The sequence below is a fragment of the Thiospirillum jenense genome, from assembly GCF_014145225.1.
GTDB classification, from domain to species: domain Bacteria; phylum Pseudomonadota; class Gammaproteobacteria; order Chromatiales; family Chromatiaceae; genus Thiospirillum; species Thiospirillum jenense.
In genome coordinates this window covers 1-25515 of sequence record NZ_JABVCQ010000007.1, presented here as the reverse complement: position 1 = coordinate 25515, position 25515 = coordinate 1, and the positions used below count along the sequence as shown (strand labels likewise).

Below are 25515 nucleotides of genomic sequence, written 5' to 3'. Positions count from 1 at the left end.
AGTGTTGGATATTTGGTATTCATTATATCAATGCTGTTTATGCCATCATTCGCCATTGTTGCAATAATAACCATGCACCACTAATAACGCTGACTATACCAAATACTTTTGCCGTCAATGGCTCTAATAATTCACCAGGTCCTAGCAGGATTAACAAGGTACCACATAAAATAAAAGTAACCCCAGTTAAACTAGCAATTAACGTGCGCCGCTCGCGTTGTTCACGTTCACGCCGTTCATTCTCTTCTCGACGCAAGCGCGCTTCTTGCTGCGTATGATCTAATCCAGATAGCACCCGCCATGCTAATAACGGTAATTCAGGTAAATGTTCACTCATTGGACCAAGATTAGCGCGAGTACGCCGCCATAATGCCTTGGGTCCTAAACGTTCTTTCATCCAACGTTCCATAAAAGGTTTAGCGGTAGTCCATAAGTCTAATTCAGGATATAACTGCCGTCCTAACCCTTCAATATTCAATAGCGTTTTTTCTAATAACACGAGCTGTGGTTGTATTTCCATATTAAAACGCCGTGCCGTTTGGAATAACCGAACGAGGAAATGACCAAAAGAAATCTCAGCCAGCGGTTTTTCAAAAATCGGTTCACTCACGGTACGGATTGCTGCCTCGAATTCATCCACTCGCGTTCCTGGCGGTACCCAACCAGATTCGACGTGTAATTCAGCAACGCGGCGATAATTACGGTCAAAAAAGGCTAATAAGTTTTCTGCCAAATAGCGTTGATCTGCTTCAGTTAAACTGCCAACAATCCCAAAATCTACCGAAATATAGCGCCCGTTTGATTCGACAAAGATATTGCCCGGGTGCATATCGGCATGAAAAAAATTATCTCGAAATACTTGGGTAAAAAAGATTTCCACGCCGCGTTCACCCAATAAACGCATACTAATTCCCTGAGCTTTTAATGTCGCAATATCACTAACCGGTGTACCATAAATGCGTTCCATCACCATGACACTGGGTCGCGTCCAATCCCAATACACATCAGGAATATACAATGCCGAATGATTTAACCAATTACGCCGTAATTGTGACGCATTCGCTGCTTCGCGTTGCAAATCTAATTCACCATAAATGGTTTTTTCATATTCACTGACCACTTCTATTGGACGCAAGCGCCGTGCATCACGCGAATAGCGATTTAGTAGTCGCGCCATGCTGTACATTAGCGCAATGTCACGATCAATGATTTTTTCAATACCAGGACGTAATACTTTGACAATAATTTCGCGGCCGTCTTTAAGACGACCCGTATGCACTTGCGCAATAGATGCTGAAGCGAGTGGCACGTCATTAAAATCATTTAATACCGTCGCAATTGGCTGCCCCCAGGCTTTTTCAATTAATGCCCGTGCCTGATCAGATGGAAAGGGCGCAACGCGATCTTGCAACCGCGCCAATTCATCTGCCCAATCATCGGGTAATAGATCGCGGCGCGTGGATAATAATTGACCAAATTTAATGAAAATTGGGCCGAGTTCTTCCAATGCACCCCGCACCCGCACTGGATAAGCGGGTAATGGTTTGCGCAGCCAATACCAGGGAGATATAAATAATAAAAACCGCAGCGGGCGGAATAAGTGAGTGGCTAGAATCACCTCATCTAATCCGTGCCGTAATAAAACCACACTGATATGCAGCAACCGCAATGTTTGGCGAATTGGTGTCATAATGTGGATATACCAAGAATACGCGGCGTTAAATGTTCAATTCGCACTGCCAAGCGTTCTACTGCATCACGGTAATGATCAACATCATTTAAAAACCGCTGTAACTCGTAATGGGTTGCTAATAATTGACCATCGTCATATAGATAGTTTCGTACCTCATGCGTCAAGCGTTCAGCACTGCGCTGCAACCAATGACCACCAGTACGCGCTTGGCTACTAATTTGATGCGCTAAATGATCTCCAACCACTTGCGCTAATAATTCTTCCCAATCCACATCGAGGTGTTTAAATACATCACTCAATCGTTGCGCACTGTGATTATCACCAATGATTTCAATATCACCCGAAAAGAGTTGTTCTTCACGCCGCTGCCCAAGTGCTAAACGCAATAATGCCACTGGTGTCCCGCGTACAGTGCAATCCGGTTCGGCATCATAAGCACTAAACAGTTGCAATGACCGTCGCCCCGGGACAACAAACAACCGCGTTTCTAGTCCCAATACTTCAATAAGCAACACCTGCCCTTGCATCGTAGAAAGGCGTTCAGCACCTTCAGGATCCAATGCTAAAAAACGATTCACACTCTCTTGCAGCACTAATAAAACGGGATCGGGAATGGCAAATAAAGATTCGCTCATAACTTATAACCACGATGAATGGCAACAATACCGCCTGTTAAATTAAAAAACTCGCAGCGTTCTAGCCCAGCCTGTTCCAACATGGATAAAAGATGGGGTTGATCGGGGTGCATCCGAATGGACTCGGCAAGATAGCGATAACTATCAGAATCACCGGCAACACACCGCCCGAGTAATGGCAGCACGGAGAATGAATATAAATCATATATGCGCTGCAAAGGTGCATTCGTAGGATGAGAAAATTCTAATACCAATGCCCGCCCACCAGGACGCAATACCCGCTGCATTTCATTGAGTGCTTCTTGTTTATGTGTCACATTACGCAAGCCAAATGCAATGGTGACGCAATCAAAACTGTTATTCGCAAAGGGTAAGTGCTCGGCATTGGCTAGAATATACTCTAAATTACCGACAATGCCACGATTATCTAAACGCTCGCGCCCGTGCATTAACATGGCTTGATTAATATCAGACATAATCACGCGCCCACTGGTGCCGACAATCTGCGCAAAACTCGCTGCAAGATCACCGGTGCCGGAGGCTAAATCTAATACATGTTGACCACGCCGCACGCCGGCTAAACTAATAGCCCTGCGTTTCCATAGGCGATGAATACCTAATGACATTAAATCATTCATCACATCATAGCGATCTGCCACCGAATCAAAAACGGCACGCACCCGTTGCTGTTTTTCTTCAATTGGGACTTGCTGATAGCCAAAATGCGTCCGTGAGTCTTCTTCGGACATGTGTGATTCCTCAAAATCAAAATAAAATAAGTGGTTTAATTAAAAAATGATGCACGTTGTGATTAGTTAGGACGGTCAGTTTTGCGTTGATAACCAGCCGCTTCGAGTTCGGCTAAATACGCAGTCCATAATTGGGTTTGATCGCGTCCCAATTTGTATAAATATTCCCAAGAAAAAATGCCTGTATTATGACCGTCATCAAAATGCAAACACACGGCATAATTACCAACCGGTTCAATACGCTCAATATTCACTGCTTCCTTGCCTAATTGCGGTACCCGCTGTCCGGGTCCATGCCCCATGACCTCTGCTGATGGTGAATAAACACGCAACAATTCAATGGGTAAACTGAATTGAGTGGCGTCGTCAAAACTCAGGTCTAATACGCGGGAAGTGCGATGTAAGTTAATTTCGGTGAGGGTCGGCATGATGAAAATCCTTGTGAATCAGTAGAATGTGAATATACGGTGGCGGTGTAATGAATCAATGCAATCTGTTTATGCTATCTGCGATTGTTATTTGTTGCACTGGATTAAGCACTGCCAGAAAACTAATTGTACTATACCAGTCTTTTTGACATTGTCAAACATGTTACATGAGAGAACAATCTTATACATCTGACAGCGTGTGGTTTATTCATTTCAAATAACTTGATCCGTTGTTTGAAATTGCAATGCCGCCAATTTAGCATACAAACCACCGTCCCGCATTAAACTGGTATGGTCGCCGGTTGCCACAATGCGCCCGTGTTCTAATACCAAAATGCGGTCGGCATGACGCACCGTTGCTAATCGGTGTGCAATGACAATAGTGGTACGATCACGCATCAATTGTTCTAATGCTGCTTGAACAAACTGTTCACTCGCAGCATCTAATGCACTGGTGGCTTCATCTAATAACAATAATCGTGGATTGCGCAAAATAGTACGCGCAATTGCAATACGCTGACGCTCACCGCCCGATAAACGAATGCCACGTTCGCCTAAATCGGTATTAAAACCCTGCGGCAGTTTTTCAATAAACTCAATTGCATGAGCAACGGTCGCTGCTTGACGGATTTGCGCATCTGTTGCCGTGTTTAATCCATAGCGAATGTTTTCCCACGCGCTGGTGGCAAAAATCACCGGCTCTTGCGGGACTAATGCAATATGAGTGCGCAATTCTTTGGGATCAAGGGCGCGTAAATCAATTCCATCAAAGCGAATAAACCCACTGCTCGGATCATAAAAACGCAATAATAATTGAAATAAAGTTGATTTGCCAGAGCCGGATGGGCCAACTAATGCAACCCGCTCGCCCGGGGCAATCGTGAAATGCACTTGATCTAATGCTGGGGTCTCTGGACGACTGGGATAGTAAAACGACATCTGCTCGCATTCAATACACCCGCGCACTGGCGGCGCTAATGATATTGGCACTGGCGGTGCAGTAATACGCGGCTGCATTTCCAATAATTCCATTAATCGTTCACTAGCACCCGCGCCGCGTAATAATTGACCCGATAAATCGCTTAATGATCCAACTGAGCTGGCCACTAATACGGCGTAAAATAAAAAGGCCGATAATTGCCCGCCGCTGAGTTCACCGGTTAATACTTGATGGCCGCCAACCCAAATCACTAATCCAATGGCGCCAAAAGTCATTAAGGTGGCGACGCCGGATAATAACGCGCTATTCCATGCCCGCTCACGCGCAATAGAAAACGCCGCTTCTAATCGTTCGCCGTAATGCTGACTATCAATCGTTTCGTGATTAAACGCTTGCACAGTGCGAATGCCGTGAATGGTTTCATCAACATAAGCGCCAATATCCGCAATGCGATCTTGACTACCGCGTGCTAATCGGCGCACCCGTGAACCTAACCACCAACCCGGCGCAATGACAATTGGAACGCCGAGTAATACGAGTGCAGTTAACGCCGGGCTAGTAATTGCCAACATGATAATACCTCCGAGCATTAACAGGGCGCTGCGCACCGCCATTGCGAGTGTTGAACCGACCACAATTTGTAATAATGCGGTGTCACTGGTGAGGCGCGAAATCAATTCGCCAGTGCGAATGCGCTCGAAATAAATCAGGTCGAGTTGTAATACCCGTGTGAAAACGGCGCTGCGAATATCCGCGACTACGCGCTCGCCAATCCAATCTAATAGATAAGCGCGTAAAGTGATGGCAATAGCGGTAATGATAACGATGCTAAAGAAAAAGAGCAGTGCGTGATTGAGTTCAGCAATTGAACCACTTGCTAGACCGCTATCAACGAGGGTGCGCAGTACCTGTCCAAAAGTTAATACCGAACCGGCGGCTATGATGAGTGTTATAAATGCGGCGGTTAATATCCAACGATAGGGTTGAATAAAATGCAATAAACGACGGAGGGCAGATAAATTGCGGGTGGCGGGACGGTCTGGGAGTGCGGCGCTGGGTGGATAGCGCATGGCGGCGGTCTCGTGCTAGATCAACGACTGTTGTTAGTCTAGCATCTACCATTCAGCGCCAAATGTCCAATAGCATGTAGTCAGCGGGTTTAATTTATGTATGACGTAATGATAATTATCATGCGGCGCTTGAATCAAAAAATCATTATTCAAGCGCCATGATTTTAATTAGTCCAACACATAAAAAAGTTAGGCGGCTAATGCTTGATGCACATCCGCCTGTGCATCAGAGCCACTGAGTTTTAGGTCATAAGTAGCTTGCAACTGTTTAAAGATATTTGGCGTAATAAAGGCTGGTGGATTGGGACCTAATGTAATTCCTTTGACGCCCAAGTACAATAGCGTTAATAAGACCGCCACCGCTTTTTGTTCAAACCAGCTAATGACTAGCGTGAGCGGTAATTCATTTACGCTGCATTTGAATGCTTCGGCGAGTGCGACTGCTACCATAATTGCGCCATACGCATCATTGCATTGTCCCATGTCGAGTAAGCGCGGTAATCCTAAATGGGTGCCGTAATCATAATCCCGAATACGGAATTTGCCACAGCCTAATGTTAAAATGAATGAATCGGGCGGGGTGGCTTGGGCATAATCACTGAAATAATTGCGCCCTTTTTCTGCACCATCACAGCCGCCAATTACAAAGAAATGACTAATTTGACCGGCTTTAACGGCATTAACAATTGTCCCCGCTTGCTTTAATAACACGGTGCGATGAAAGCCAACTTGTGATTCACCGGTGATCTGTTCAACGCATGGCGGGCATTGAAGAGCGGCTGCAATAACTGGGGCAAAATCACCGGGCGCTAAATGCTGACCATGTGGCACAGCGACGGCATTTGTGGTAAATAACCGTGCTTTATAATTGTCGGGTGGAATTAAGACGCAATTGGTTGTACCGACAATTGGCCCCGGGAATGCGGCGAATTCTTTCTTTTGATCTTGCCAGGCACCGCCATAATGACCAGCTAAATTGGGATGCTGTTGAAAGCGGATGTACATGTGCGCTGGTAGCATTTCACCATGCGTATAAACTTTAATCTCTGTACCTTCAACCTGCTGTAATAAATGCCATAAATCTAATAAATCATGTCCAGTGACTAAAATACCGGGGCCGGCTTGCGTTCCTTCTTTTACCTGATAGGGTTGTGCCTCACCAAAGTGTTCTAAATGACCAGCATCAAGTAATTGCATCACGCGCAAATTCATTTCACCGCACTTGAGACAATAACCTAATAAAGTCTCTTCATCAAAATTAACATTGGTCATGCTGGCAAATAAGGCTTCTTCAATAAACTCGGACACCACGACATCGGATTGACCTAAACGCCGCGCATGATGCGCATACGCTGCCATGCCTTTTAATCCGTATAGCAATAGCTCTTGTAATGACTGGACATCTTCAGTCTTACCACAAATGCCTGGATTATTGACACACCCGGTTTGATGATAGGTTTGTTCGCATTGATTACAGTACATAGCAGCAGCCCTTTGGTGCAAAATGATTAATGACACTGGTTAGTAGCAGCGATTGTTGACTATATTGATAATCGCAATAAAACTAACACGGTACGCGAAATGATGCGTACAGTAGCGACACTATGCACGACTGCCCGATGTCCCGCCTTGATCTAAGTCAAGTTGAATGATGGTGGTGATTTAAGCGATGCGGTTCACTTGGTTGATGGCAGTGAATAATTTAACAAGGTAATGATAGCAATGAAAATACTCGCTATTCGCGGTCTGAATTTAGCGTCACTCGCTGGCGAATTTGAATTAGATTTTCAACAGCCACCATTAGTTAATGCAGGATTATTTGCAATTTGCGGCGCCACTGGCGCGGGTAAAAGTACCTTACTCGATACACTCTGTTTAGCATTGTATGGACAAACACCCCGATTACAACGCGCCCCAAGTGCGAATAAAAACGCCGCAGTTACACAATCAGTTTCATTAGATACCATTGCTCCGCGTGATGCCCGCACCTTATTAAGACGCGGCACCAGCAATGGGTTTGCCGAAGTGGATTTTATTGGCAATGATAATGACATCTATCGCGCCCGCTGGAGTGTCCGCCGTGCGCATGGGCGCGGTAAATTGCAATTCGCTGAACATACATTACACACGCTCGCTGGTCAACGCATTGCTCACACGAAAACCGAAGTGCAGACTGCCATGATTGAACGGCTCGGTTTATCGTTTGAACAATTCACCCGCTCGGTGTTATTAGCACAGAATGATTTCGCGGCCTTTTTGAAAGCGAATGATAATGAACGTGCCGAATTATTAGAAACACTGACTGGATTAGAATTGTACAGCGCGCTCTCTCATCGTGCCTTTTATCGTGCTAAAGATGAGCAACAACGTCTGGATAGTTTAGCGCGTCAACACGCTGAACAACAACCACTGTCTTATTCGGAGCGGGCGCAATTAGAACAGCGTTTAGCGGCGACGCGGGCAATCAATGTGGCAATTGAAAATCGCATTAATGCAATTAAACAGCAATTAGATTGGCATCATCGCGCTGATGAATTAGCGCAATTAGAACGAATTGCACAGCAGCAATTGACTGATGCGCAATTGAATGATGCAGCGGCCGCACCGCGCCGTTATCAATTGCAATTAATGCGTACCGCGCAAACCGCCCGACCGCTCTTGACTGCGCATGATGAGGCGCAGATGCAATTGTCGCGTCAACAGCAACACTTGACAACTTTACAACAACAGCGCACCGCTGTTGCAGATCAGCGACACAAGTTAGAATGTGCGCTGGCCACAGCAGTGGATGCAATGGCGCAAGCCGAGCAACAACGTACCGCGATGACGCCTGACCTTGATCGGGCGCGGGAATTGGACGCGGCTGTGGCGGCTTTACAACCAAGTTACGCGGCTGCGCAAGCGGCTGTGGCGACGGCCGAGCAGTCATCTGTTGCGTCAAATCAACAGGTCGCACAGTTGCAACATGACCATGACCAGTTGCACTCTGAGCAGCAGACGCTGGTCACTTGGTTGGCGGATCACGCGCATTTGTCAGCACTGGCGCGGGATTGGTCGCACTGGGATCACCTGCTGACCAGTGCAGCCGCGTTGCAATCGCAAGTAGCGGCGCTCACCGCTGAGTTGGCGCAGGTGCAATCAGATAAAAGTCAACAAGAACAACAGGTTACAGCGGCTGCGGGCGCTCATGCTGAACTGGTGGCGCAGTTAGACGCGGCAATGGTTGTGTTGAATAGTGCGCATGTTGCAGCTGAACAACAGGATGCCGATCAGTTGGCAAATCAGCGCAGTGTAGCGGAAATGCGTCGTGACCAATTACACAACGCCGAACAGTGTTGGTCGCAGTTGACTGCGCACTTGCAGCGGCAGCGCGAATTATGTGCCGAATTGGACGCGATCACGGTGGCATTGGACGCGAACGTGCCGCAATTGGCGGCGATTGTGCAGCAACGTCAGACGTTGACTGCGGAGTTGGCGCAGGCGGAACAGGCGTTGCGACAGGTGGAATTGACCGCCGCTGAACACACCGTCGCGTTGCGGGCGCAGTTGTTGGCGGGGGAACCTTGTCCGGTGTGCGGGGCGACGGCGCATCCCTATCTTGTTGAATTAACAGCAATATCGCCGCAGGTGCTGTCCGAATATCAGGCGCGGGTGCGGACGTTGCGTGACCAATTTGATGCGGCGCTGGCGACTGAGGCGAGTTGGCAAACGCAGGCGGTCACGCAACGGCAGCGGGCGGTGGAACTTGATGCAGCGCTGGGGCCGGTGACGGCGACTGTTGCGCAATTGGAACAGGTGTGGCAAACACAACCACTCGTGACCGAATTGGCGGCAATTGACCCGCCAGCGCGGGCGGCGTGGTTGGCGCAGCAACAGCAGGCGGTGCGCCGCGAATTGACGGCGCTTAAAGAGGCAGAATCGGTGCAACGTCAACGAGTTAAGACGGTCGAGCGGGCGCAGGCACAGGTCAATCAGTTGCAACAGCGGCAGCAGGTTAGTCAAGTAAGGTTGGGCAAACAACAGGCAGATTTAGCGCAGTTACAACAGTTGGTTTTGCAGCACACAGCGCGTCTGGCTGATTTGCAACAGCAATTAGATCAGTATTTAAGCGGGTTGGACGGTGCATTTGCGGGGGCTGAGTCGTCGAATTTGTCAGGTCAAACCGCGTGGCGGGTGCAGTGGTTGGCAGATATGCAACAGTTTTATTTACACCAACAACAGGCGGCGCAGACGTGGCTTGCGCACCAGCAGCGGGCGACTGATCAGCAGCGAACATTGGCGCAGGTCGTGCTTAATTTGGCGAATGCGCAAGTGACGGCGGCAGAACGTCAGGGGCAGGTCGAGCGGGCGACGACGACGTTTGCGTCATTGACGCAACAGTTGACGAATTGGCAACACCAGCGGCGCAAGTTGTTGAATGGTGAGGCGGTAGCGACGGTGACAGCGCGACTGACGACGGCGGTTGAGGCGGCACGGGCGGTGTATGAGCAACATGTTGCAGCGGTACAAACGGCGCGGCAGGCGTTGGTCAGCGCCGATGAAAAGGTGACGGCGGCGGTGGCGCAACTGGCGGAGCGGGAGCAGGCAGCGACGCACTCTGTCGCGGTATTACAACAGTGGTTAAATGCGCCACCATTGGACATCACAGGCGAAATGATAATAGAAATGCCGGCAGTGATGGCAATTGATTTGGCGACGTTGCGGCAGTTATTAGCGCACGATCATTATTGGATGGCGCGGGAGCAGGCGGCATTGCAGGCATTGAAAACAGCATTGAATCAAGCTGAATTATTATTGAATGATCGGCAGTGGCAGTGTCAACAACACGCACGGCAACGCGATTCAAATGTCAGTTGTGAACAATTAACGCAGCAGCAAGTGCAATTGAATGCTGAATTAGAACACCTGCGCAAGCAAATGAACGAATGTGAATTTGTGCGACGGCAGGATGATGCGCGGGCGGCAGATTCAATTAAATTACGGGTGCGATCTATTAACCAAGCAAATATAACTCGGCGGTGGCAGGAATTAAACGAGGTGATTGGATCAGCTGACGGTAAAAAGTTTCGCAATTATGCGCAGCAATTAACATTGGATATTTTGCTGGGGTATGCTAATCGGCATTTAATTGAAATCACGCCGCGTTATCGGTTAGAACGTGAGGGCGGGCGATTGGGATTAGAAGTCATCGATCAGGATATGGGTGATGAGCGGCGGTCGGTGCATTCTTTATCAGGTGGTGAATCATTTCTGGTGGCATTGGCATTGGCGTTAGGATTGGCATCATTATCATCACATCGTGTTAAAGTGGAATCATTATTTATTGATGAAGGCTTTGGTAGTTTGGATGCAGAGACCTTGCGTGTGGCATTAGACGCATTAGATCGGTTGCAAGCGCAGGGGCGTAAAGTTGGCGTGATTTCTCATTTACAGGAAATGACCGAACGGATTGGGGTGCAGGTGTATTTGCAGCGGCATAGCGGTGGACGGAGTCGAATTGAAATACGCGGGCGTTAAATAGCATCAGGTGGTGCGTGATTGAATACGGCGTAGTTAAAAATCTATCATTTCAGGTGTGACTGATGCGTATCGTCATCTTTTAACAACATCATTTTATAAACAACAGAGATACAGGATACATGCAATTAGACATTTATACTTTAACGGTTGTGTTAATGGTGTCAAACTTATTGTTAGTAATTGCGCTATTCCTGCAATATCGCATTGGGCGCAGTTGTGTTGGCACTGGCTGGTGGGTATTAGGGACATTAGCTTTTTCACTGGGGTTTGCATTTACTTATTTGCGTGCTGGTCCAATAAAATTACTCGCTATTTCTGCAAACAATTTACTCTTTTTTATTAGCCTGCTGTTGCTATACATTGGCGTATTACGGTTTCTTAATCGCCGCGCCAACCTGCCGTTGTTGCTTGTTAGCAGTATTATCTACACATCCATTTCGCTTTATTTCACCTATTTTGATGACAGTCTATTCGCCCGCCGCATTAATATTTCATTTGGATTAGCGTTGTTTTGTTTTTTAATGACACATGCGTTATCGGTGTACAAAACCCGCGCTATTGCCGAAGCCGCCAGATTTTTAGGGTTTGTTTTTTTTAGCTATGGCTTGTTTCTACTGGTACGCGGCATTAGTCCACTGTTAGGCGGCCCTGTTGGAGATTTATTCACGCCATCGTTGGTACAAGTCAGCACTTATTTAAGTAGTTTTATTGTCAGTATTTTGTGGACATTTGGGTTTATCGTTCTAATCAATCAACGTTTACAAGCCGAAAATAACGAAGCCCATGATAATTTGAAATTGATTTTTAACACCAGTCCAAATGCGTTTTTAATTACACGTTATATTGATGGTAAAATTACTTTAGTGAATGATGGCTTTAGTGCAATGACTGGGTTATCTCGCACCGAGGTTTTAGGTAAAACACCGCTTGATCTCAAATTGTGGGATGATCCGCATGATTGTCATAAGGTCATGGCATTACTGGCAACACAGGGAGCATGCAATCATATTGAGAGTAAGTTTTGTCACCAAGATGGCAGTCGTCGTATTGCTGCGATTTCGGCTAAAATTATTCAATTGCAAGAAATGGCTCATGTCATCAGTGTTGTGCGTGATATTACGCAGCAAAAATATGCCGAACAAGCCTTGCGTGATAGTGAAGAAAAATATCGCATTTTATTTATGGATTCACCCGATGCGTATCTAATGATTCAAGGTGGTTATTTTATTGATTGTAATCATACTGCCGAAATGATGTTAGGCGGACAGCGCGACCAAATTATTGGAAAAATGCCAGCAGAATTATCCCCTGAATATCAGGCAAATGGTCAGTTATCTGTGAGCCTAGCACTAGAAAAATTAGTCGAAGCGCAAGAGAATGGGCGTAATCAGTTTGAATGGATGCATCGGCGTTTTGATGGTCAATATATTCATGTTGAAGTGTCATTAGCTATTATTACACTGAATGGTAAAAAGACTTTTTTTACAACATGGCGCGATATTACCGACCGCAAAAAATTGCAAGCGGAATTACAACAGCAGGCAATGACTGACGAATTAACTGGTGCTTTCAACCGGCGCTATTTTATTTATACCGCGCAAGCCGAATTAAAACGCGCCCAACGTTTTCAGCACGGTATGACGCTGGCTTTATTAGATTTTGATTATTTCAAACAAATCAATGATCAATACGGTCATGCGGCGGGCGATGCGGCGCTCATTCAATTAACCCATACCTGTCAATCAATCGTGCGCGATGTAGATGTTGTTGCCCGGCTTGGTGGTGATGAATTTGCGTTATTATTACCTGAAACGAATGGTGAACAGGGCACTCAAGTGGTGGAACGTATTCGTATTGCCATGACCACCACGCCCCTACAATTCAACGCATCATCAGTGACGGTAACTATTACCGGTGGTGTAGCAGAATTAGCGCATTCATTAGAATCTTTAGATGAGTTAATGCACCGTGCCGATCAAGCATTATATCAAGCCAAAGCGGACGGACGGAATTGTGTTGTGGTTGCTGACATGCCAGTGTATTAAACGGCTTATTGGACAGGAGTATGAGATAATAATGATGAATAGGATGGCATCGTGCTGTATGATGATTTAATCATAGTGCCTGAGGATGACAGTGGTTTTTTAATAGGACAAGTAATTAAATAGTCTTCAACATGTCTTACATTTTGGAAGCATTAAAAAAATCGCAACACACGCGGGCATTAGGTCAAGTGCCGCATGTCACTGCGACGTATTTTGACATTGATGATGTCCAGCCATTCTATTCACGCTGGCAGTTTTGGGGTATGATTAGTGCGTTGTTATTAGCCAGCGCAGCATTGGCAATTGCGGTTTATTTATTATTGCGTCCATTACCCTTGCCACCTGTACCAATCACACCTGACCCGGTGCCAATTGCTCCGGCAATCAATCCGCCTACATCAATCAATTCACCTGCATCAATCAATCCGCCGTCGCCTATGGTGGTGGTCGTGCCGGCGCCCGATGCGGCTGAACAGCGCCCACCGTTGACCCGCGGGGCGGATGAGTTGCGGCAGGCGGTTTTGCGTCAAACTGAGGCGGAGATCGCGGCGGCGCTTGCCGAATTGGATGCCGCGCCGCCAGTTAAGCAGCGCCCGCGCAAGTCGCCCCCGCCCCCACCGCACGCTTCAACCGCGCCAAAATCGCCCGCTCGGTCGGCGTTGCCACCGATACCGCCGCAGCAAATCCCGGCGGACATCCGCGCCGATATTGAGGCGTTTAAGCATGAAATTCGCCGCAATCCGCCACCATCGCGCACGGTTGTGACAGCGGCGACGCATACTGATGAGGCGCGCTCACCCAGTCGTGATATTGGTGTGCAGTCGGCGCCAATTACCGCAAAAAAGTCGCCGAATACCGCGGCGCGTCCCGAATTAACATTAACCATGACTGTGCATGTTTATCATCGTGATCCACGCCAACGTTTTATTTATTTGAATCACCGCAAAATGCGTGAACGGGACACAACATCCGAGGGTGTGACATTAAAAGAAATTCTGCCAAATGGCGTGGTTTTGAATTATCAAGGACGTGAATTTTTTCAAGCCCGCTAAATGCTAATTTTAATATTTTTGTTTTGAACATGACTTGTAATGCGTTGTGTATTTAAGATTAAAGACCATTTTTGGCAACTGGTTTTATTAAATAACCTCATGCGAAGCACCGCACTGAATTGAATACCCGTGCCACAGCGCTGGCAATTTGCTTAATCCCTTTTGTAATGCTGGTGAAAAACAGTGTGCCAGCACATTCCCTTACCCACCACTCTAACCCAATTCCCGCCTAATAAAAAACCCCGTTGCCGGGGGTTGTGTGACTTGCGATGGCAATCGTTTCATTCAATCAGTTGCCCCGCGAGTTGGTCATTGGTTGGGGTGTGATTGGCAGCTTAATCTATTCCGGCCACCACTCGGGATTCAAAACATCGCTAATTAACCAGGGACAATATTCTGGAAACTGATTAAACCCCATTTTTGTTTCTTTAGCAGTTTCAGTTCTGGTATCTAGCCAAACATCTTCCCACCAATCAGAATCATTAAGGCATGTTTTTAAGCTCGGCGTCTTTTGCAGACGGCGTGACAATACCCGCCGTTGTTCCCGAATAGTGCATTCCCAACTCGCCCCGCGCCGTTTTGGTTGATAATGCCATTTTAATAAATGCGTGAGTAGCACTGACATGCGATGTGCTAATTCGCGTTGTTCACTTTTGCCCACGTCTTCAATCTCATCGGCGAGATGTTGAATATCTAAACAATCAAAATGTCCGCTGCGCAAAAACTGCGCCTGTTCATTTGCCCACGCAATCACGTCATCATCATAGGTGTGCAGTGTCATACCGTGTTCTCTCTCATCAACGATTCCACCCACCACTCTAACTCAATTCATGCGCAAATAAAAACCCCGTTGCCGGGGTTGTGTGACTTGCGGCGGCAATCGTTTATTAAATCAATTACCCGACACGTTGTTCATTGGTTGGGTTGTAATTGGCAATTCAATTGCTGCGGCTAATGTTGCACAGCATTCTTCAGCGCACCAACTGCCCACTGGTTCAGGCTCAAACCAGACAATTCGGCGGCAACTGCCATTGCGGCGTGCGTTTCTGGATCAATGCGTAGCAATAGCCGCCCCGAATACGGTTTTTGTGCCGGACGCCCAGTGCGGGCGCTGACCTCCAAATAATGATCAACGGTTTCGTGGAAAGCTGTTTCTAATTCATCAACGGTGGTGCCGTGAAATACGACAATATCTTTAATACCGGCCAAGCGGCCGACAAAGATTCGATCTTCGGCATCGTATTCAATACGCGCAGCATAGCCGCGATAAGTCATTGCATTCATGGTTCGATTCCAGCGTTTTCGAGCAATTCACGCACGGCTTTAATTCGATATTTCAGCGCTTCTTTTTGTGGATGCGGACGGTGGAAGTCGGCGCGCTGACCGTTGAGAAAAAATGTCACGGCCGCACCAGCACCTTCATCTTTCTGCGCGCCGACGGCTAACAACAGCGCTTCAATTTTGCGCCACGGCAGGTTGCCGTTGATGGGGTTGGCGAAAATCGCCGCGAGCGTCTTGCGGTGCGTACTGTTCATGCCCTGACAGTATCAAAAAATAATACTATGCACAAATCAGTCTTTGGAGTCCGCCCCTCACGCCAGCCCGCATTAAACCAATCCCCACCCAACAAAAAACCCCGTCTCCGGGGGTTGTGTGACTTGCGGGGGCAATCGTTTAATTCAATCAATTGCTCTGCGAGTTAGTCATTAATGGGGTTGTGATTGTCAATTCAATCTATTCTCTATTCTGGCAACCACTCTGGAGTCAGAATCTCATTTGGCGTCCAAGCACAGTGTTCAGGAAAGATATTCAATCCAGTTTCGGCGATTGCAGCAGCAACTGCATCTGCCCACATTTCTTCCCACCAATCAGGATCACGCAGCATTGCTTTGAGGCTCGGTGTACGCTTGAGACGCAACGTTAATGCCCGCCGTTGTTCTCGAATCGTGCGCGCCCAACTCGCCCCGCGCCGTTCCGGTTGATAATACCATTTTAATAAATGTGTGAGTAATACCGCCATGCGATGTGCTAATTCGCGTTGTTCACTTTTGCCCACGTCTTCAATCTCATCGGCGAGGTGTTGAATATCTAAACAATCAAAACGTCCGCTGCGCAAAAACTGCGCTTGTTCATTTGCCCACGCAATCACGTCATCATCATAGTTATGCGGTTGCATACCGTGTTCTCTCTCATCAACGATTCCACCCATTACTCTAACGCAATTCACGCACAAATAAAAACCCCCGTCGCTAGGGGTTGTGTGATTTGCGGGGGGCAATCGTTTAATTAAATCAATTGCCCGACAAGTTGGTCATTGGTTAGATTGTGATTGGGCACCCGACTAATGCAGACAACCTATTTAATTCAACAAATGGGAATTGAGCCAATCGCGCAATGCCATATTCATACGCGCTTCCCAGCCTTCTCCGGTCGCTTTGAATGCTGCAATGACATCGTTATCATAAGCAATCGTCAACGCCTGCGTTGTATTTTCCGTTTGGGTACAACCGCGACGTATCAATTGATTACCAATGTACTCATCCGCTTGAGCAAAAAAATCATCCGTGAGTTCGGGGGCGTCGTCTGGATCAATCCAGTCGGTTGCTGTAACGTTTTCTTTCGCGTTCATTTGCTTTTCTCATGCTGATAATACGACGATGATTGCCACGCGGTGTCCAGACTATCACCACCATCCGATCATGCAATTGACCAACCGTGATGTAACGCAATTCACCATAATTTTCACGGGTATCTGCGGCGGTAAAATATCGTCCGGCAAAAATTTGATGCGCATCGGCAAAATCCAAGCCGCGTTCAATAAGAGTTTTATTGCGTTTATCTGGATCAAATTCGATTTCCATGAATTGAGATTAGACACCTCTACTCATATTTTATCAACGATTCCACCCACCACTCTAACCCAATTCCCGCCCAAATAAAAACCCCCGTTGCCGGGGGTTCTGTGATTTGCGGGTGCAATCGTTTAATTAAATCAATTGCCCGACAATTTGATCATTAGTTGGGTTGTGATTGGCAACCTGGTGCCATTGGGTAATCTGGTGCTTTTTCAATTGCGGTTAATGGACGCTGGCGTGCTTGCCATAGGTCATAATCCATTTGCATTCCTAGCCAAATATCCGCTCGTCCACCGCGTTCTATTCCGAGCCACGCTTCAATACGCCGCGCCATATCGGGTGAAATACCAGTTCGTCCGCGCAAAATGCGTGATAACACCGTGCGACTGACGCCGAGTTGACGTGCCGCCGCACTAATGGTTAATCCAAGTGCTGGCAAAACATCTTCGCGTAACGTTTCGCCCGGATGTGGGGGGTTGTGCATCATAATCGTTGCGTTTATTTAATGATAATCCTGATAATCAACCAGTGCAGCATTGTCATCTTGAAATGTAAAGATCAAGCGCCAATTACCATTGACCCAAACAGACCAGTGACCGTTTAATTGACCTGTTAATGGATGTAATCGCCAGCCGGGTAGATTCATATCTGCGGGTTGTTTGGCACGATTGAGTTGGTGCAAAAGACGGGCTAACTTTGCGGCATGATGTGGTTGAATCCCGGCTTTTGAACCAGTTAAAAAGAATTGTTCAATACCACGATGCCGAAAACTTTTAATCATTCTAGCAGGTTCAGTGCCCGCCGGCACAATTGTTTAACTTAATAAAAAACCCCGTTGCCGGGGGTTGTGGTGCTTGCGGGGGGAGGCAATCGTTTTATTCAATCAATTGCCCGACAAGTTGGTCATTGGTTGGGTTGTGATTGGCAACTCAATTGGCGCGGCTATGCGACCCGCCGGAATTGCGCTATTGGTTGTGGTTGTTCACGCCCCATTGCAACACACGCCTCTAGCCATGCCGTCATTGCATCTTGCATTTCACGCACTGCTTCAACGGGTGTATCACCAACTGCACTACAACCCGGTAAATCTGGCGCAATACACAAATACGCATTATCTTCTGCGCTCCACAACATTTCAATCAAATAAGGCTGCATATTTTTCTACCATGATTAACAGTTGTTTGGCTTGATAGGTGGGAATATAGCCGTGCCGATTTTGAAAATTCAATAAAATTGGTTCGTTCTCTTTACCGTAAGTCTGATGTGAACCTTTGCCGCCGCGCCGTATAAAACCGAGGCTTTCAGCAATATGACAAGCATCATCAAAGCGCACGTTATGTGGGTGTTGTTTTAATGATTGCAATTGTTTAGTGTATTTAGTCATTTGTTAACAATACTGGCATTGTCCTATTTTTGCATTAAATAAAAACCCCCGTCTCCGGGGGTTGTGGTGCTTGCGAGTGCAATCGTTTTATTAAATCAATTGCAATGCAAGTTGGTCGTTGGTTGGATTGTGATTGGCAATTCGTCACGGAAATTGACGATAAATGTCTTTACGGTGCAGAAAGCGTATGATTTCAATGTGGTGTTCACCTGTTTTCAATCCAAGTCGGTAATCGCCAATGCGAATACGGTAGTAATCATCATAGCCCTGCAATTTCTTTACATCAGATAATTCAGTCAAAGTAGTCGCGTTTTGCAATAGCAATAACAGATTTGCTAATCGTCGTTTAATGACTGGCAAGTGAGCAATTTTATCAAGATCACGATTAAAACTTTGCGTGTAAATTAACCGCATATCATGGTGCTGTGTCGTTTAATTTTGCCCAAATGACATTAGCGGCAACATAATCATGTTGATCGCCTGCTTCAATGGCAAGACCAAATTTCAAATCTAAAATTGCTTCACTCACCGCTGCTTCAATGAGGTCACGGTGATTAACGAGCGCTGTATGCACTGCTTCTTCAATTAAAAGACGCAATGTTTGTTGATCTAAGTATTCACTGCTCATGTGTTGTTCACTGCATGGTTGTTAAAACAGAGTGCTGTTTGCAAATCAGCACAGCTCCCACCCATCACTCTAACCCAATTCCCACCCAATAAAAAACCCCCGTTGCCGGGGGTTGGGTGATTTGCGGGTGCAATCGTTTATTAAATCAATTGCCCGACAAGTTGGTCATTGGTTGGGTTGCAATTGGCAACCCAACCTACGCTGCTGCATCACGATTGTTGGCGCAATAAAACCCCCGTTACCAGTCGTTTTGCTTGCAGTGCAAAACAGTTGTTTTTAGGTTACGATTGGCGATCCAATCTATATTGCTACGCTACCAGAGAATAAAATCATGCCAACAAATACTGTTGTTCGCGCTTGCATTGATACGGACATTAAAGAAGAAGCCAGCGCTGTGCTTGCAACGATGGGGTTGACAGTGTCAGACGCTTTGCGCATTTTATTGATTCACATCGCCCATGAAAAAGTACTGCCGTTTGAGCCGCTAATACCAAACTCCGCTACTATTTTAGCGATGAAGGAAGCGCAGAAAGACAATCTGGAATCCGTCACTCTCGACCAATTACAAGCGGTGCTGGATGCGAATCATTAAACAAACGACTCAGTTCAAGCGTGATTTGAAACGCGAAGCTAAGGGTTTACATCGCCTGGCGCTGCAAGAAGATTTTATTGCTCTCATTAAAATACTGGCTGAAGATGAGTCGCTGGCTCCGAAGTACCGCGATCATGCGCTCAATGGTCATTGGGAAGAGTATCGGGATTGCCATGTCAAACCGGATTTAGTACTCATTTATCGAAAACCGGATGACAACACATTGCAACTTGTGCGCCTCGGTTCTCACAGTATGCTAGGTTTATGAACATTGAGCGAGCAGCGCAAAACGATTCAATCCTGCTCGAATATCTCAATTCCCACCCAATAAAAAAGCCCCCATTTCATCGAAGGCTTTAACCGCATTAAATCCGCAGTTCAAATTTAACTGATCGCTAGTCAAATTGACTGAATTACGATTATTGGCGCAATAAAACCCCCCGTTGCCGGGGGTTGTGTGACTTGCAGGGGCAATCGTTTATTCAATCAATTGCCCGACAAGTTGTTCCTTTTTTTCTTTCATTATTTGCGAGCGCATCTCAGACCACGGGCGCAGTTCAGCCAACTGCGCCTCAGTTAATTCGACCGCATCGGGGTCGGCAGCAATGCCGGCGCAAATGCGCGCCTCTTCTGCGGCGGTTGGGAGGCGGTATGCTCTACCTGTGCTGTCTGTAACGTACATAATACTTAACCTCTTGCGGTGTAGCCTCTCGCAGGCTAATTGCTCTGTAGTTGTCGTCGTTTTCGGTGCAAATCAGGCAATACAGCCGATCTGCGATGGGTGCGAAGCATTGCAGCCGAAGCTCGCCATAGTCTTCCCGATGATCTTCGCGGCACACCATCTGATCCCACTCCAAATCTGCCGCCAACGCCAACGACACGCCATGCTTGGCAATGTTGCGGCGGTCTTTTTCTGAATCAAACCCAATCTTCATAGTTAAAGCCTAAACACCTCAGCGCGGGGAATCAAGCCGCCGGTCATTAGGCACAAAAAACCCCCGTCTCCGGGGGTTGTGTGACTTGCGGGTGCAATCGTTTAATTAAATCAATTGCAATGCAAGTTGGTCGTTTGTTGGGTTACTATTGGCAACCCAACCTATATTGCTACGCTACCAGAGAATAAAATCATGCCAACAAATACTGTTGTTCGCGCTTGCATTGATACGGACATTAAAGAAGAAGCCAGCGCTGTGCTTGCAACGATGGGGTTGACAGTGTCAGACGCTTTGCGCATTTTATTGATTCACATCGCCCATGAAAAAGTACTGCCGTTTGAGCCGCTAATACCAAACTCCGCTACTATTTTAGCGATGAAGGAAGCGCAGAAAGACAATCTGGAATCCGTCACTCTCGACCAATTACAAGCGGTGCTGGATGCGAATCATTAAACAAACGACTCAGTTCAAGCGTGATTTGAAACGCGAAGCTAAGGGTTTACATCGCCTGGCGCTGCAAGAAGATTTTATTGCTCTCATTAAAATACTGGCTGAAGATGAGTCGCTGGCTCCGAAGTACCGCGATCATGCGCTCAATGGTCATTGGGAAGAGTATCGGGATTGCCATGTCAAACCGGATTTAGTACTCATTTATCGAAAACCGGATGACAACACATTGCAACTTGTGCGCCTCGGTTCTCACAGTATGCTAGGTTTATGAACATTGAGCGAGCAGCGCAAAACGATTCAATCCTGCTCGAATATCTCAATTCCCACCCAATAAAAAAGCCCCCATTTCATCGAAGGCTTTAACCGCATTAAATCCGCAGTTCAAATTTAACTGATCGCTAGTCAAATTGACTGAATTACGATTATTGGCGCAATAAAAAACCCCCGTTGCCGGGGGTTGTGTGACTTGCAGGGGCAATCGTTTATTCAATCAATTGCCCGACAAGTTGTTCCTTTTTTTCTTTCATTATTTGCGAGCGCATCTCAGACCACGGGCGCAGTTCAGCCAACTGCGCCTCAGTTAATTCGACCGCATCGGGGTCGGCAGCAATGCCGGCGCGAATGCGTGCCTCCTCTTCTTTGGTCGGAAGGCGGTTTGGAGTCCGCCCCTCACGCCAGCCCGCTTGTCATCCATGACAATCGGTCTGTCGTGCCGGTTTGATTCGCACTTCAATGGGCACCAGCATTCCCGGCAACGTTAATTGCTGGGCGCTTGGGGCTTGTTGCCCTCGATGCGCATAACATTCGGGCCTACCGCCCGTAGCGTAATCTTCTACTTCCGTGGCCGCATTAACGTCTCGATCATGGAAGGCTCCACACACCGGACAAATCCAATACCGGATACGCAGCGGCATAATAGACATCACCGCTTTACACTTGGAGCAAGTTTTTGAGGTCGGAGCAAAACGATCTGCAATAAACAAATCGCGCCCGTACCACGCGGTCTTGTATTCAAATTGCCGCCGCAATTCGCCTAAAGCTGCATCGTGCATTGACTTAGCTAAATGTCGGTTTTTAACTAAACCTTTGATATTCAAATCTTCAATTGAAATCGCGCCGTATTGACGCACCAATTGCGTTGTATGCTTATGCAAAAAGTCTTGTCGGCAATTGTGAATCTTGGCGTGAATCCGCGCCACTTTAACGCGCTGTTGTTGCCAGCGATGTGATCCCTTTTGTTTTCTACTCAACCGCCGCTGGGCAGATTTTAAGCGCCGTTGATAGCGCCGCAAATAACGGGGATTACCTGATTTATAGCCTTGTTTAGTGACAATAACATCTTTTAAGCCGACATCAATACCGGTGCTATTCGTGTTAGCCGGTAATTGTGCAATGGTTTCTTCACAAGAGAACGCGACAAAATAATGCCCGCATGAATCACGCCGCACGGTGATCATCTTGGGAATACCAGTCGGCAACCGTGACCAGCGAATGTTTAAGACACCTAAACCGGGTAGTTTTAATAATTGACCAGCGCAGTAGTTGTTTTTAATAACGCGATGATCCAACGCAAATCGAATAGCGGGCGCGTGTGTGCGTTTTTTGAAGCGGGGATATTTAGCGCGTTTGGCAAAGAAATTAGCAAATGCTTTGTCTTGATCGCGCAGCACTTGAGCATAAACGGTTGCCGGCGTTGCTTTTAACCACGCCAATGACTCTAGCGTTTTAAGAAAGGTTAATTCACGCGAAAAGTCAACACCTGTGACTTTTTCATTCTGCACTTTATACGCATGAGAACGCCATGCCAAACACGCATTCCAGACCCAACGAGCGGCACCGAAGTATTGATTTAATGCCGTTACCTGTTCCGCTGTTGGGTAATAGCGGAATTGATAAGCGCGTTGTGTAGTGATTAACTTAGTCATGCAATGAATAATAGCATTGATTATTACACGTTGCAAATCAAACCGGACGGGGCGGACAATTGTTTTCAATTGCCGTGGCGCTCATGCTCCACTGCGTTACGCAATTCGCTGCGGGGTCGCACGACGTCCGTGTCGTGCTCCAGCGCGGGGAATCAAGCCGCCGGTCATTAGGCACAAAAAACCACCGTTGCCGGGGGTTTTTGTTTGTTGGGTTGCTATTGGCAACTCAACCTACGCTGCTATTCTGGCCACCACTCATCATTAAAAATATCATTTACTGACCAAGGGCAATGTTTGGGAAACTGCCCTAAACCAGTTTCCACACTGGCAGCAGCGATTGTATCAGCCCAAATCTCTTCCCACCAATCAGGATCACGCAGCATTGCTTTAAGGCTCGGTGTGCGCTTGAGACGCAAAGTTAATGCCCGCCGTTGTTCTCGAATGGTGCATTCCCAACTCGCCCCGCGCCGTTCAGGTTGATAATGCCATTTCAATAAATGGGTGAGCAGTACCGCCATGCGGTGCGCTAATTCGCGTTGTTCACTTTTGCCCACGTCTTCAATTTCCTCAGCGAGATGCACGATGTCTAAACAGTCAAAACGTCCGCTGCGCAGCAAATGCGCCTGTTCATTTGCCCACGCAATAATGTCGTTGTCATAAGTGTGCATTGTCATACAGCATTATCCCTCTCAATTGTCCTACACAGCAGTTTAACGCGAATTCTAATTCCCACCCAATAAAAAAAGCCCCCATTTTATCGGAGGCTTTAACCGCATTAAATCCGCAGTTCAAATTTAACTGATCGCTAGTCAAATTGACTGAATTACGATTATTGGCGCAATAAAAAACCCCCGTCTCCGGGGGTTGTGTGACTTGCGGGGGCAATCGTTTAATTAAATCAATTGCAATGCAAGTTGGTCGTTTGTTGGGTTGCGGTTGGCAACCCAACCTATGCGGCTAGGTTATAGACGGCACTCTGTAGGAAGATATTTCGCGTCAATATTCGTTGCAGGCGTACCGCAGTTGCTGGTACCTGTTGGAGGGGTAGCGTATCCACATACCCATACCACGCCCCCAGCGGCATTCTCACAAGCAGTGAGAGTTAATTTCTTGCCGCCAAGTTTTGCACTAGCCCTGTAAGGCGCAGTAGAATTATATGTAATCTCAATTACAGAACCCGTAGTTCCACCACCACTAATCCCAACAGAGTCAACATAATTACCAGTTATATCGGTGTTTGCAGCTGCACCAACGTCTGCATTTGTTGCAGGAAACGCCCCACGAGTACCATGTACCTCACCTACTGCGGGTTTTAACTCTGCCGCAAGGTTCAAACCTTCTGTCACCTGTGTGCGTACGATGTAATCCTGATACGCCGGAATCGCAATTGCTGCCAAAATACCAATGATCGCCACAACGATCATCAGTTCGATCAAGGTAAAGCCTTGTTGATACTTTTTCATGGGTCAACTCCTGAATGAGTAATGGACTGTGATTGAAATAAGAGCCGCGGCGGTTTTAATTAACGTGACAGTCAAGCCGCGATCTCTTGGGCAAACTTGAGCAGATCGCGTGCCAACTTTGCCAACCCGCGCCGTTACTCACATCCGCCCGCCAACCCCGCCGCCCGACTGGTGCGTGGCACTGTTCTGAGCAGTGCCACCGCAAATTTGGCACTCATTTTTGAGTGCCACCGCAAACATGGCACTGCGAACTGAGTGCCAAACCGAACGGTGTTACAAAACGCACGGCGGCAGCGCCCGGGGATCACGCCAATCGCCGGCGCGCACTCACTCCAGCGACCGCACCAACCGTTTGCCGAGTACTCGCGCCGCCCGATCCAATTGCTTGAGCGTCGGCCAATGGCGCGGATTTTCCAGCCGCTGCGCCGCCGCTCACGAGATTTCCAGCGCCCGCGCCAAATCAGACAGCGGCCGCTCGCCGCGAGCGTGACGCAACAGGATGGCTGACTGGACTGATGGCTCGGGCGCAATGTCGCAGGTGTCCGGCGTGAGCGGTGATGGCGCTGGAATGGCGTCGCCACGCTCCAGACGGTCTTCCAGAATCAGCGTCAGCACCTCAGCGGCGTTGAACTGTGCCTCTTCTAAGGTCGCGCCCTCGGTGAAAGCGTTGTCGAGATCAACGAATTGCACGAAAAATCCGCCATCTGCTTGTGGCGTGAAGCGAGCGGGATAAGCGATTTTCATTTCAATTTGACTCCGGTTTGCCGTTCGAGCGCCGCCAGCAAGTTGCGCCCAATATCCGTTGTGCCGTGGACGGGGACAGGAACGGTGACGCCATTTTTCTGCATCAGGTGGTGACTGCCGCGCACCCGCTTGAGCGTCCAGCCGGCAGCTTCGAGTTTAGCGATGACGTGTTTACCGTTCATGGCAATAGGATAAATCAAAAAAGGTAGATTGATAAGGAACGTGCCGAATATTCAATCCGCCGTCATATTGAGCAACGCTGCCAAATCATTCGCATCAAAAATCTGCTCCGCCCACAATTCTAATTGCTCAGTATTCGCCTGTTCTAATCGGTTCACTGCCCAGTCGGGTAAGTCACCAAAGCGGCGGCGGAGTAGTTTATTGAGAATAGTGCGCGTTTTTTGGAG

The 25515-nt window shown here is 47.5% G+C and carries 34 protein-coding genes; 7 read left to right on the top strand and 27 right to left on the bottom strand.

What is annotated here, in order from left to right; translation table 11 throughout:
* Window positions 1-37 precede the first annotated feature (37 nt).
* The 6 genes from ubiB to hcp all read right to left on the bottom strand — a co-directional run bounded on the left by ubiB (window position 38) and on the right by hcp (window position 6997).
* Complete coding sequence (ubiB, locus tag HUK38_RS04315; protein ID WP_182582829.1) at window positions 38-1690, bottom strand: ubiquinone biosynthesis regulatory protein kinase UbiB; 1653 nt, start codon at window positions 1688-1690, stop codon at window positions 38-40.
* On the bottom strand, window positions 1687-2328 hold the full coding sequence (locus HUK38_RS04310) for a ubiquinone biosynthesis accessory factor UbiJ (RefSeq protein WP_182582827.1): 642 nt from the start codon (window positions 2326-2328) through the stop codon (window positions 1687-1689). The genes ubiB and HUK38_RS04310 overlap by 4 nt, the downstream gene beginning before the upstream one ends.
* The gene (gene ubiE / locus HUK38_RS04305; protein ID WP_182582825.1) at window positions 2325-3077 is read right to left on the bottom strand and encodes a bifunctional demethylmenaquinone methyltransferase/2-methoxy-6-polyprenyl-1,4-benzoquinol methylase UbiE; all 753 of its coding nucleotides are present in this window, start codon (window positions 3075-3077) and stop codon (window positions 2325-2327) included. The genes HUK38_RS04310 and ubiE overlap by 4 nt, the downstream gene beginning before the upstream one ends.
* A 62-nt stretch (window positions 3078-3139) precedes the next feature.
* Window positions 3140-3505: a gamma-butyrobetaine hydroxylase family protein gene (locus tag HUK38_RS04300; protein WP_182582823.1), complete on the bottom strand. Its 366-nt coding sequence runs from the start codon at window positions 3503-3505 to the stop codon at window positions 3140-3142.
* A 213-nt stretch (window positions 3506-3718) separates the two neighbouring features.
* On the bottom strand, window positions 3719-5515 hold the full coding sequence (locus HUK38_RS04295) for an ABC transporter transmembrane domain-containing protein (RefSeq protein WP_182582822.1): 1797 nt from the start codon (window positions 5513-5515) through the stop codon (window positions 3719-3721).
* Window positions 5516-5704: 189 nt separating this feature from the next.
* The gene (gene hcp / locus HUK38_RS04290) at window positions 5705-6997 is read right to left on the bottom strand and encodes a hydroxylamine reductase (RefSeq protein WP_182582819.1); all 1293 of its coding nucleotides are present in this window, start codon (window positions 6995-6997) and stop codon (window positions 5705-5707) included.
* 240 nt (window positions 6998-7237) lie between these two features.
* On the opposite strand from hcp, the gene HUK38_RS04285 reads away from it, so the two are divergent.
* From HUK38_RS04285 to HUK38_RS04275, 3 genes are all read left to right on the top strand, one after another.
* Window positions 7238-11032, top strand: coding sequence for an AAA family ATPase (locus tag HUK38_RS04285; protein WP_182582817.1), 3795 nt, complete (start codon window positions 7238-7240; stop codon window positions 11030-11032).
* A 122-nt stretch (window positions 11033-11154) separates the two neighbouring features.
* Complete coding sequence (locus tag HUK38_RS04280) at window positions 11155-13080, top strand: sensor domain-containing diguanylate cyclase (RefSeq protein WP_182582815.1); 1926 nt, start codon at window positions 11155-11157, stop codon at window positions 13078-13080.
* Between the two features lie 131 nt (window positions 13081-13211).
* The gene (locus tag HUK38_RS04275) at window positions 13212-14132 is read left to right on the top strand and encodes a general secretion pathway protein GspB (protein ID WP_182582813.1); all 921 of its coding nucleotides are present in this window, start codon (window positions 13212-13214) and stop codon (window positions 14130-14132) included.
* Between the two features lie 340 nt (window positions 14133-14472).
* Here the strand turns inward: HUK38_RS04275 and HUK38_RS04270 are convergent, their stop codons facing one another.
* The 12 genes from HUK38_RS04270 to HUK38_RS04215 all read right to left on the bottom strand — a co-directional run bounded on the left by HUK38_RS04270 (window position 14473) and on the right by HUK38_RS04215 (window position 18999).
* Window positions 14473-14946, bottom strand: coding sequence for a DUF29 domain-containing protein (locus tag HUK38_RS04270; RefSeq protein ID WP_476718482.1), 474 nt, complete (start codon window positions 14944-14946; stop codon window positions 14473-14475).
* Window positions 14947-15083: 137 nt separating this feature from the next.
* Window positions 15084-15416: a type II toxin-antitoxin system HicB family antitoxin gene (locus HUK38_RS04265; protein WP_182582810.1), complete on the bottom strand. Its 333-nt coding sequence runs from the start codon at window positions 15414-15416 to the stop codon at window positions 15084-15086.
* The gene (locus HUK38_RS04260) at window positions 15413-15667 is read right to left on the bottom strand and encodes a type II toxin-antitoxin system HicA family toxin (RefSeq protein WP_182582808.1); all 255 of its coding nucleotides are present in this window, start codon (window positions 15665-15667) and stop codon (window positions 15413-15415) included. The genes HUK38_RS04265 and HUK38_RS04260 overlap by 4 nt, the downstream gene beginning before the upstream one ends.
* A 206-nt stretch (window positions 15668-15873) precedes the next feature.
* Window positions 15874-16341 carry a DUF29 domain-containing protein gene (locus tag HUK38_RS04255; protein WP_238787465.1) on the bottom strand — a complete coding sequence of 156 codons (468 nt, stop codon included), beginning with the start codon at window positions 16339-16341 and terminating at the stop codon, window positions 15874-15876.
* 150 nt (window positions 16342-16491) lie between these two features.
* Window positions 16492-16761, bottom strand: coding sequence for a BrnA antitoxin family protein (locus HUK38_RS04250; RefSeq protein WP_182582804.1), 270 nt, complete (start codon window positions 16759-16761; stop codon window positions 16492-16494).
* Window positions 16721-16993 (bottom strand): BrnT family toxin, encoded by a 273-nt coding sequence (locus tag HUK38_RS04245; protein WP_182582802.1) that lies wholly within the window; start codon window positions 16991-16993, stop codon window positions 16721-16723. Before HUK38_RS04245 ends, HUK38_RS04250 begins: the two co-directional genes overlap by 41 nt.
* Window positions 16994-17147: 154 nt before the next feature.
* Window positions 17148-17474, bottom strand: coding sequence for a HigA family addiction module antitoxin (locus HUK38_RS04240; RefSeq protein ID WP_182582800.1), 327 nt, complete (start codon window positions 17472-17474; stop codon window positions 17148-17150).
* A 15-nt stretch (window positions 17475-17489) separates the two neighbouring features.
* Window positions 17490-17768, bottom strand: coding sequence for a type II toxin-antitoxin system RelE/ParE family toxin (locus HUK38_RS04235; RefSeq protein WP_182582798.1), 279 nt, complete (start codon window positions 17766-17768; stop codon window positions 17490-17492).
* Between the two features lie 161 nt (window positions 17769-17929).
* Window positions 17930-18142, bottom strand: coding sequence for a type II toxin-antitoxin system HicB family antitoxin (locus HUK38_RS04230; RefSeq protein WP_182582796.1), 213 nt, complete (start codon window positions 18140-18142; stop codon window positions 17930-17932).
* Window positions 18123-18371: a type II toxin-antitoxin system HicA family toxin gene (locus HUK38_RS04225; protein ID WP_182582794.1), complete on the bottom strand. Its 249-nt coding sequence runs from the start codon at window positions 18369-18371 to the stop codon at window positions 18123-18125. The genes HUK38_RS04230 and HUK38_RS04225 overlap by 20 nt, the downstream gene beginning before the upstream one ends.
* A gap of 144 nt (window positions 18372-18515) precedes the next feature.
* Entirely contained in the window at window positions 18516-18785 is a 270-nt protein-coding gene (locus HUK38_RS04220; RefSeq protein WP_182582792.1) for a type II toxin-antitoxin system RelE family toxin, read from the bottom strand.
* 1 nt (window position 18786) lies between these two features.
* Window positions 18787-18999 carry a hypothetical protein gene (locus HUK38_RS04215; protein ID WP_182582791.1) on the bottom strand — a complete coding sequence of 71 codons (213 nt, stop codon included), beginning with the start codon at window positions 18997-18999 and terminating at the stop codon, window positions 18787-18789.
* Between the two features lie 331 nt (window positions 19000-19330).
* Between HUK38_RS04215 and HUK38_RS04210 the strand changes: the two genes are divergently transcribed.
* Window positions 19331-19591: a type II toxin-antitoxin system RelB/DinJ family antitoxin gene (locus tag HUK38_RS04210; protein WP_105074971.1), complete on the top strand. Its 261-nt coding sequence runs from the start codon at window positions 19331-19333 to the stop codon at window positions 19589-19591.
* Window positions 19578-19859 carry a type II toxin-antitoxin system YafQ family toxin gene (locus HUK38_RS04205; protein WP_182582785.1) on the top strand — a complete coding sequence of 94 codons (282 nt, stop codon included), beginning with the start codon at window positions 19578-19580 and terminating at the stop codon, window positions 19857-19859. Before HUK38_RS04210 ends, HUK38_RS04205 begins: the two co-directional genes overlap by 14 nt.
* A gap of 210 nt (window positions 19860-20069) precedes the next feature.
* Here the strand turns inward: HUK38_RS04205 and HUK38_RS04200 are convergent, their stop codons facing one another.
* The gene (locus HUK38_RS04200; protein WP_182582789.1) at window positions 20070-20273 is read right to left on the bottom strand and encodes a hypothetical protein; all 204 of its coding nucleotides are present in this window, start codon (window positions 20271-20273) and stop codon (window positions 20070-20072) included.
* The gene (locus HUK38_RS04195) at window positions 20248-20526 is read right to left on the bottom strand and encodes a BrnT family toxin (RefSeq protein WP_182582787.1); all 279 of its coding nucleotides are present in this window, start codon (window positions 20524-20526) and stop codon (window positions 20248-20250) included. The genes HUK38_RS04200 and HUK38_RS04195 overlap by 26 nt, the downstream gene beginning before the upstream one ends.
* A gap of 192 nt (window positions 20527-20718) precedes the next feature.
* On the opposite strand from HUK38_RS04195, the gene HUK38_RS04190 reads away from it, so the two are divergent.
* The gene (locus HUK38_RS04190; protein ID WP_105074971.1) at window positions 20719-20979 is read left to right on the top strand and encodes a type II toxin-antitoxin system RelB/DinJ family antitoxin; all 261 of its coding nucleotides are present in this window, start codon (window positions 20719-20721) and stop codon (window positions 20977-20979) included.
* Window positions 20966-21247: a type II toxin-antitoxin system YafQ family toxin gene (locus HUK38_RS04185; protein ID WP_182582785.1), complete on the top strand. Its 282-nt coding sequence runs from the start codon at window positions 20966-20968 to the stop codon at window positions 21245-21247. The genes HUK38_RS04190 and HUK38_RS04185 overlap by 14 nt, the downstream gene beginning before the upstream one ends.
* A gap of 415 nt (window positions 21248-21662) precedes the next feature.
* On the opposite strand, the gene HUK38_RS04180 is transcribed toward HUK38_RS04185, so the two are convergent.
* The 7 genes from HUK38_RS04180 to HUK38_RS15580 all read right to left on the bottom strand — a co-directional run.
* Window positions 21663-22901 carry an RNA-guided endonuclease InsQ/TnpB family protein gene (locus HUK38_RS04180; RefSeq protein WP_238787452.1) on the bottom strand — a complete coding sequence of 413 codons (1239 nt, stop codon included), beginning with the start codon at window positions 22899-22901 and terminating at the stop codon, window positions 21663-21665.
* Window positions 22902-23140: 239 nt separating this feature from the next.
* Window positions 23141-23575 carry a DUF29 domain-containing protein gene (locus tag HUK38_RS04170; protein WP_420825162.1) on the bottom strand — a complete coding sequence of 145 codons (435 nt, stop codon included), beginning with the start codon at window positions 23573-23575 and terminating at the stop codon, window positions 23141-23143.
* A 288-nt stretch (window positions 23576-23863) separates the two neighbouring features.
* On the bottom strand, window positions 23864-24364 hold the full coding sequence (locus HUK38_RS04165; RefSeq protein ID WP_182582782.1) for a pilin: 501 nt from the start codon (window positions 24362-24364) through the stop codon (window positions 23864-23866).
* A gap of 304 nt (window positions 24365-24668) precedes the next feature.
* On the bottom strand, window positions 24669-24800 hold the full coding sequence (locus HUK38_RS15350) for a hypothetical protein (RefSeq protein ID WP_275285002.1): 132 nt from the start codon (window positions 24798-24800) through the stop codon (window positions 24669-24671).
* Complete coding sequence (locus HUK38_RS04160; protein ID WP_202985509.1) at window positions 24797-25108, bottom strand: type II toxin-antitoxin system HicB family antitoxin; 312 nt, start codon at window positions 25106-25108, stop codon at window positions 24797-24799. The genes HUK38_RS15350 and HUK38_RS04160 overlap by 4 nt, the downstream gene beginning before the upstream one ends.
* Entirely contained in the window at window positions 25105-25290 is a 186-nt protein-coding gene (locus tag HUK38_RS04155; RefSeq protein ID WP_182582780.1) for a type II toxin-antitoxin system HicA family toxin, read from the bottom strand. The genes HUK38_RS04160 and HUK38_RS04155 overlap by 4 nt, the downstream gene beginning before the upstream one ends.
* Before the next feature lie 51 nt (window positions 25291-25341).
* The coding region (locus HUK38_RS15580; protein WP_182582778.1) for a DUF4351 domain-containing protein at window positions 25342-25515 on the bottom strand (174 nt) is incomplete at its 5' end.

What these genes read in the sequence shown, in the direction of transcription:
- ubiB (WP_182582829.1), bottom strand. Translation starts at nt 1,690, where the DNA reads ATGACACCAATTCGCCAAACATTGCGGTTGCTGCATATCAGTGTGGTT.
- HUK38_RS04205 (WP_182582785.1), top strand. Translation starts at nt 19,578, where the DNA reads ATGCGAATCATTAAACAAACGACTCAGTTCAAGCGTGATTTGAAACGC.
- HUK38_RS04165 (WP_182582782.1), bottom strand. Translation starts at nt 24,364, where the DNA reads ATGAAAAAGTATCAACAAGGCTTTACCTTGATCGAACTGATGATCGTT.
- HUK38_RS04280 (WP_182582815.1), top strand. Translation starts at nt 11,155, where the DNA reads ATGCAATTAGACATTTATACTTTAACGGTTGTGTTAATGGTGTCAAAC.
- HUK38_RS04285 (WP_182582817.1), top strand. Translation starts at nt 7,238, where the DNA reads ATGAAAATACTCGCTATTCGCGGTCTGAATTTAGCGTCACTCGCTGGC.
- HUK38_RS04240 (WP_182582800.1), bottom strand. Translation starts at nt 17,474, where the DNA reads ATGATGCACAACCCCCCACATCCGGGCGAAACGTTACGCGAAGATGTT.
- HUK38_RS04215 (WP_182582791.1), bottom strand. Translation starts at nt 18,999, where the DNA reads ATGAGCAGTGAATACTTAGATCAACAAACATTGCGTCTTTTAATTGAA.
- HUK38_RS04295 (WP_182582822.1), bottom strand. Translation starts at nt 5,515, where the DNA reads ATGCGCTATCCACCCAGCGCCGCACTCCCAGACCGTCCCGCCACCCGC.
- HUK38_RS04210 (WP_105074971.1), top strand. Translation starts at nt 19,331, where the DNA reads ATGCCAACAAATACTGTTGTTCGCGCTTGCATTGATACGGACATTAAA.
- HUK38_RS04275 (WP_182582813.1), top strand. Translation starts at nt 13,212, where the DNA reads ATGTCTTACATTTTGGAAGCATTAAAAAAATCGCAACACACGCGGGCA.
- HUK38_RS04260 (WP_182582808.1), bottom strand. Translation starts at nt 15,667, where the DNA reads ATGAACAGTACGCACCGCAAGACGCTCGCGGCGATTTTCGCCAACCCC.
- HUK38_RS04225 (WP_182582794.1), bottom strand. Translation starts at nt 18,371, where the DNA reads ATGACTAAATACACTAAACAATTGCAATCATTAAAACAACACCCACAT.
- HUK38_RS04235 (WP_182582798.1), bottom strand. Translation starts at nt 17,768, where the DNA reads ATGATTAAAAGTTTTCGGCATCGTGGTATTGAACAATTCTTTTTAACT.
- ubiE (WP_182582825.1), bottom strand. Translation starts at nt 3,077, where the DNA reads ATGTCCGAAGAAGACTCACGGACGCATTTTGGCTATCAGCAAGTCCCA.
- HUK38_RS04220 (WP_182582792.1), bottom strand. Translation starts at nt 18,785, where the DNA reads ATGCGGTTAATTTACACGCAAAGTTTTAATCGTGATCTTGATAAAATT.
- HUK38_RS04195 (WP_182582787.1), bottom strand. Translation starts at nt 20,526, where the DNA reads ATGAAGATTGGGTTTGATTCAGAAAAAGACCGCCGCAACATTGCCAAG.
- HUK38_RS04185 (WP_182582785.1), top strand. Translation starts at nt 20,966, where the DNA reads ATGCGAATCATTAAACAAACGACTCAGTTCAAGCGTGATTTGAAACGC.
- HUK38_RS04245 (WP_182582802.1), bottom strand. Translation starts at nt 16,993, where the DNA reads ATGGAAATCGAATTTGATCCAGATAAACGCAATAAAACTCTTATTGAA.
- HUK38_RS04170 (WP_420825162.1), bottom strand. Translation starts at nt 23,575, where the DNA reads ATGACAATGCACACTTATGACAACGACATTATTGCGTGGGCAAATGAA.
- HUK38_RS04300 (WP_182582823.1), bottom strand. Translation starts at nt 3,505, where the DNA reads ATGCCGACCCTCACCGAAATTAACTTACATCGCACTTCCCGCGTATTA.
- HUK38_RS04190 (WP_105074971.1), top strand. Translation starts at nt 20,719, where the DNA reads ATGCCAACAAATACTGTTGTTCGCGCTTGCATTGATACGGACATTAAA.
- HUK38_RS04255 (WP_238787465.1), bottom strand. Translation starts at nt 16,341, where the DNA reads ATGGGTGGAATCGTTGATGAGAGAGAACACGGTATGCAACCGCATAAC.
- HUK38_RS04250 (WP_182582804.1), bottom strand. Translation starts at nt 16,761, where the DNA reads ATGAACGCGAAAGAAAACGTTACAGCAACCGACTGGATTGATCCAGAC.
- HUK38_RS04160 (WP_202985509.1), bottom strand. Translation starts at nt 25,108, where the DNA reads ATGAAAATCGCTTATCCCGCTCGCTTCACGCCACAAGCAGATGGCGGA.
- HUK38_RS04155 (WP_182582780.1), bottom strand. Translation starts at nt 25,290, where the DNA reads ATGAACGGTAAACACGTCATCGCTAAACTCGAAGCTGCCGGCTGGACG.
- HUK38_RS04230 (WP_182582796.1), bottom strand. Translation starts at nt 18,142, where the DNA reads ATGCAGCCTTATTTGATTGAAATGTTGTGGAGCGCAGAAGATAATGCG.
- HUK38_RS04310 (WP_182582827.1), bottom strand. Translation starts at nt 2,328, where the DNA reads ATGAGCGAATCTTTATTTGCCATTCCCGATCCCGTTTTATTAGTGCTG.
- HUK38_RS04265 (WP_182582810.1), bottom strand. Translation starts at nt 15,416, where the DNA reads ATGAATGCAATGACTTATCGCGGCTATGCTGCGCGTATTGAATACGAT.
- HUK38_RS04180 (WP_238787452.1), bottom strand. Translation starts at nt 22,901, where the DNA reads ATGACTAAGTTAATCACTACACAACGCGCTTATCAATTCCGCTATTAC.
- HUK38_RS04200 (WP_182582789.1), bottom strand. Translation starts at nt 20,273, where the DNA reads ATGTACGTTACAGACAGCACAGGTAGAGCATACCGCCTCCCAACCGCC.
- hcp (WP_182582819.1), bottom strand. Translation starts at nt 6,997, where the DNA reads ATGTACTGTAATCAATGCGAACAAACCTATCATCAAACCGGGTGTGTC.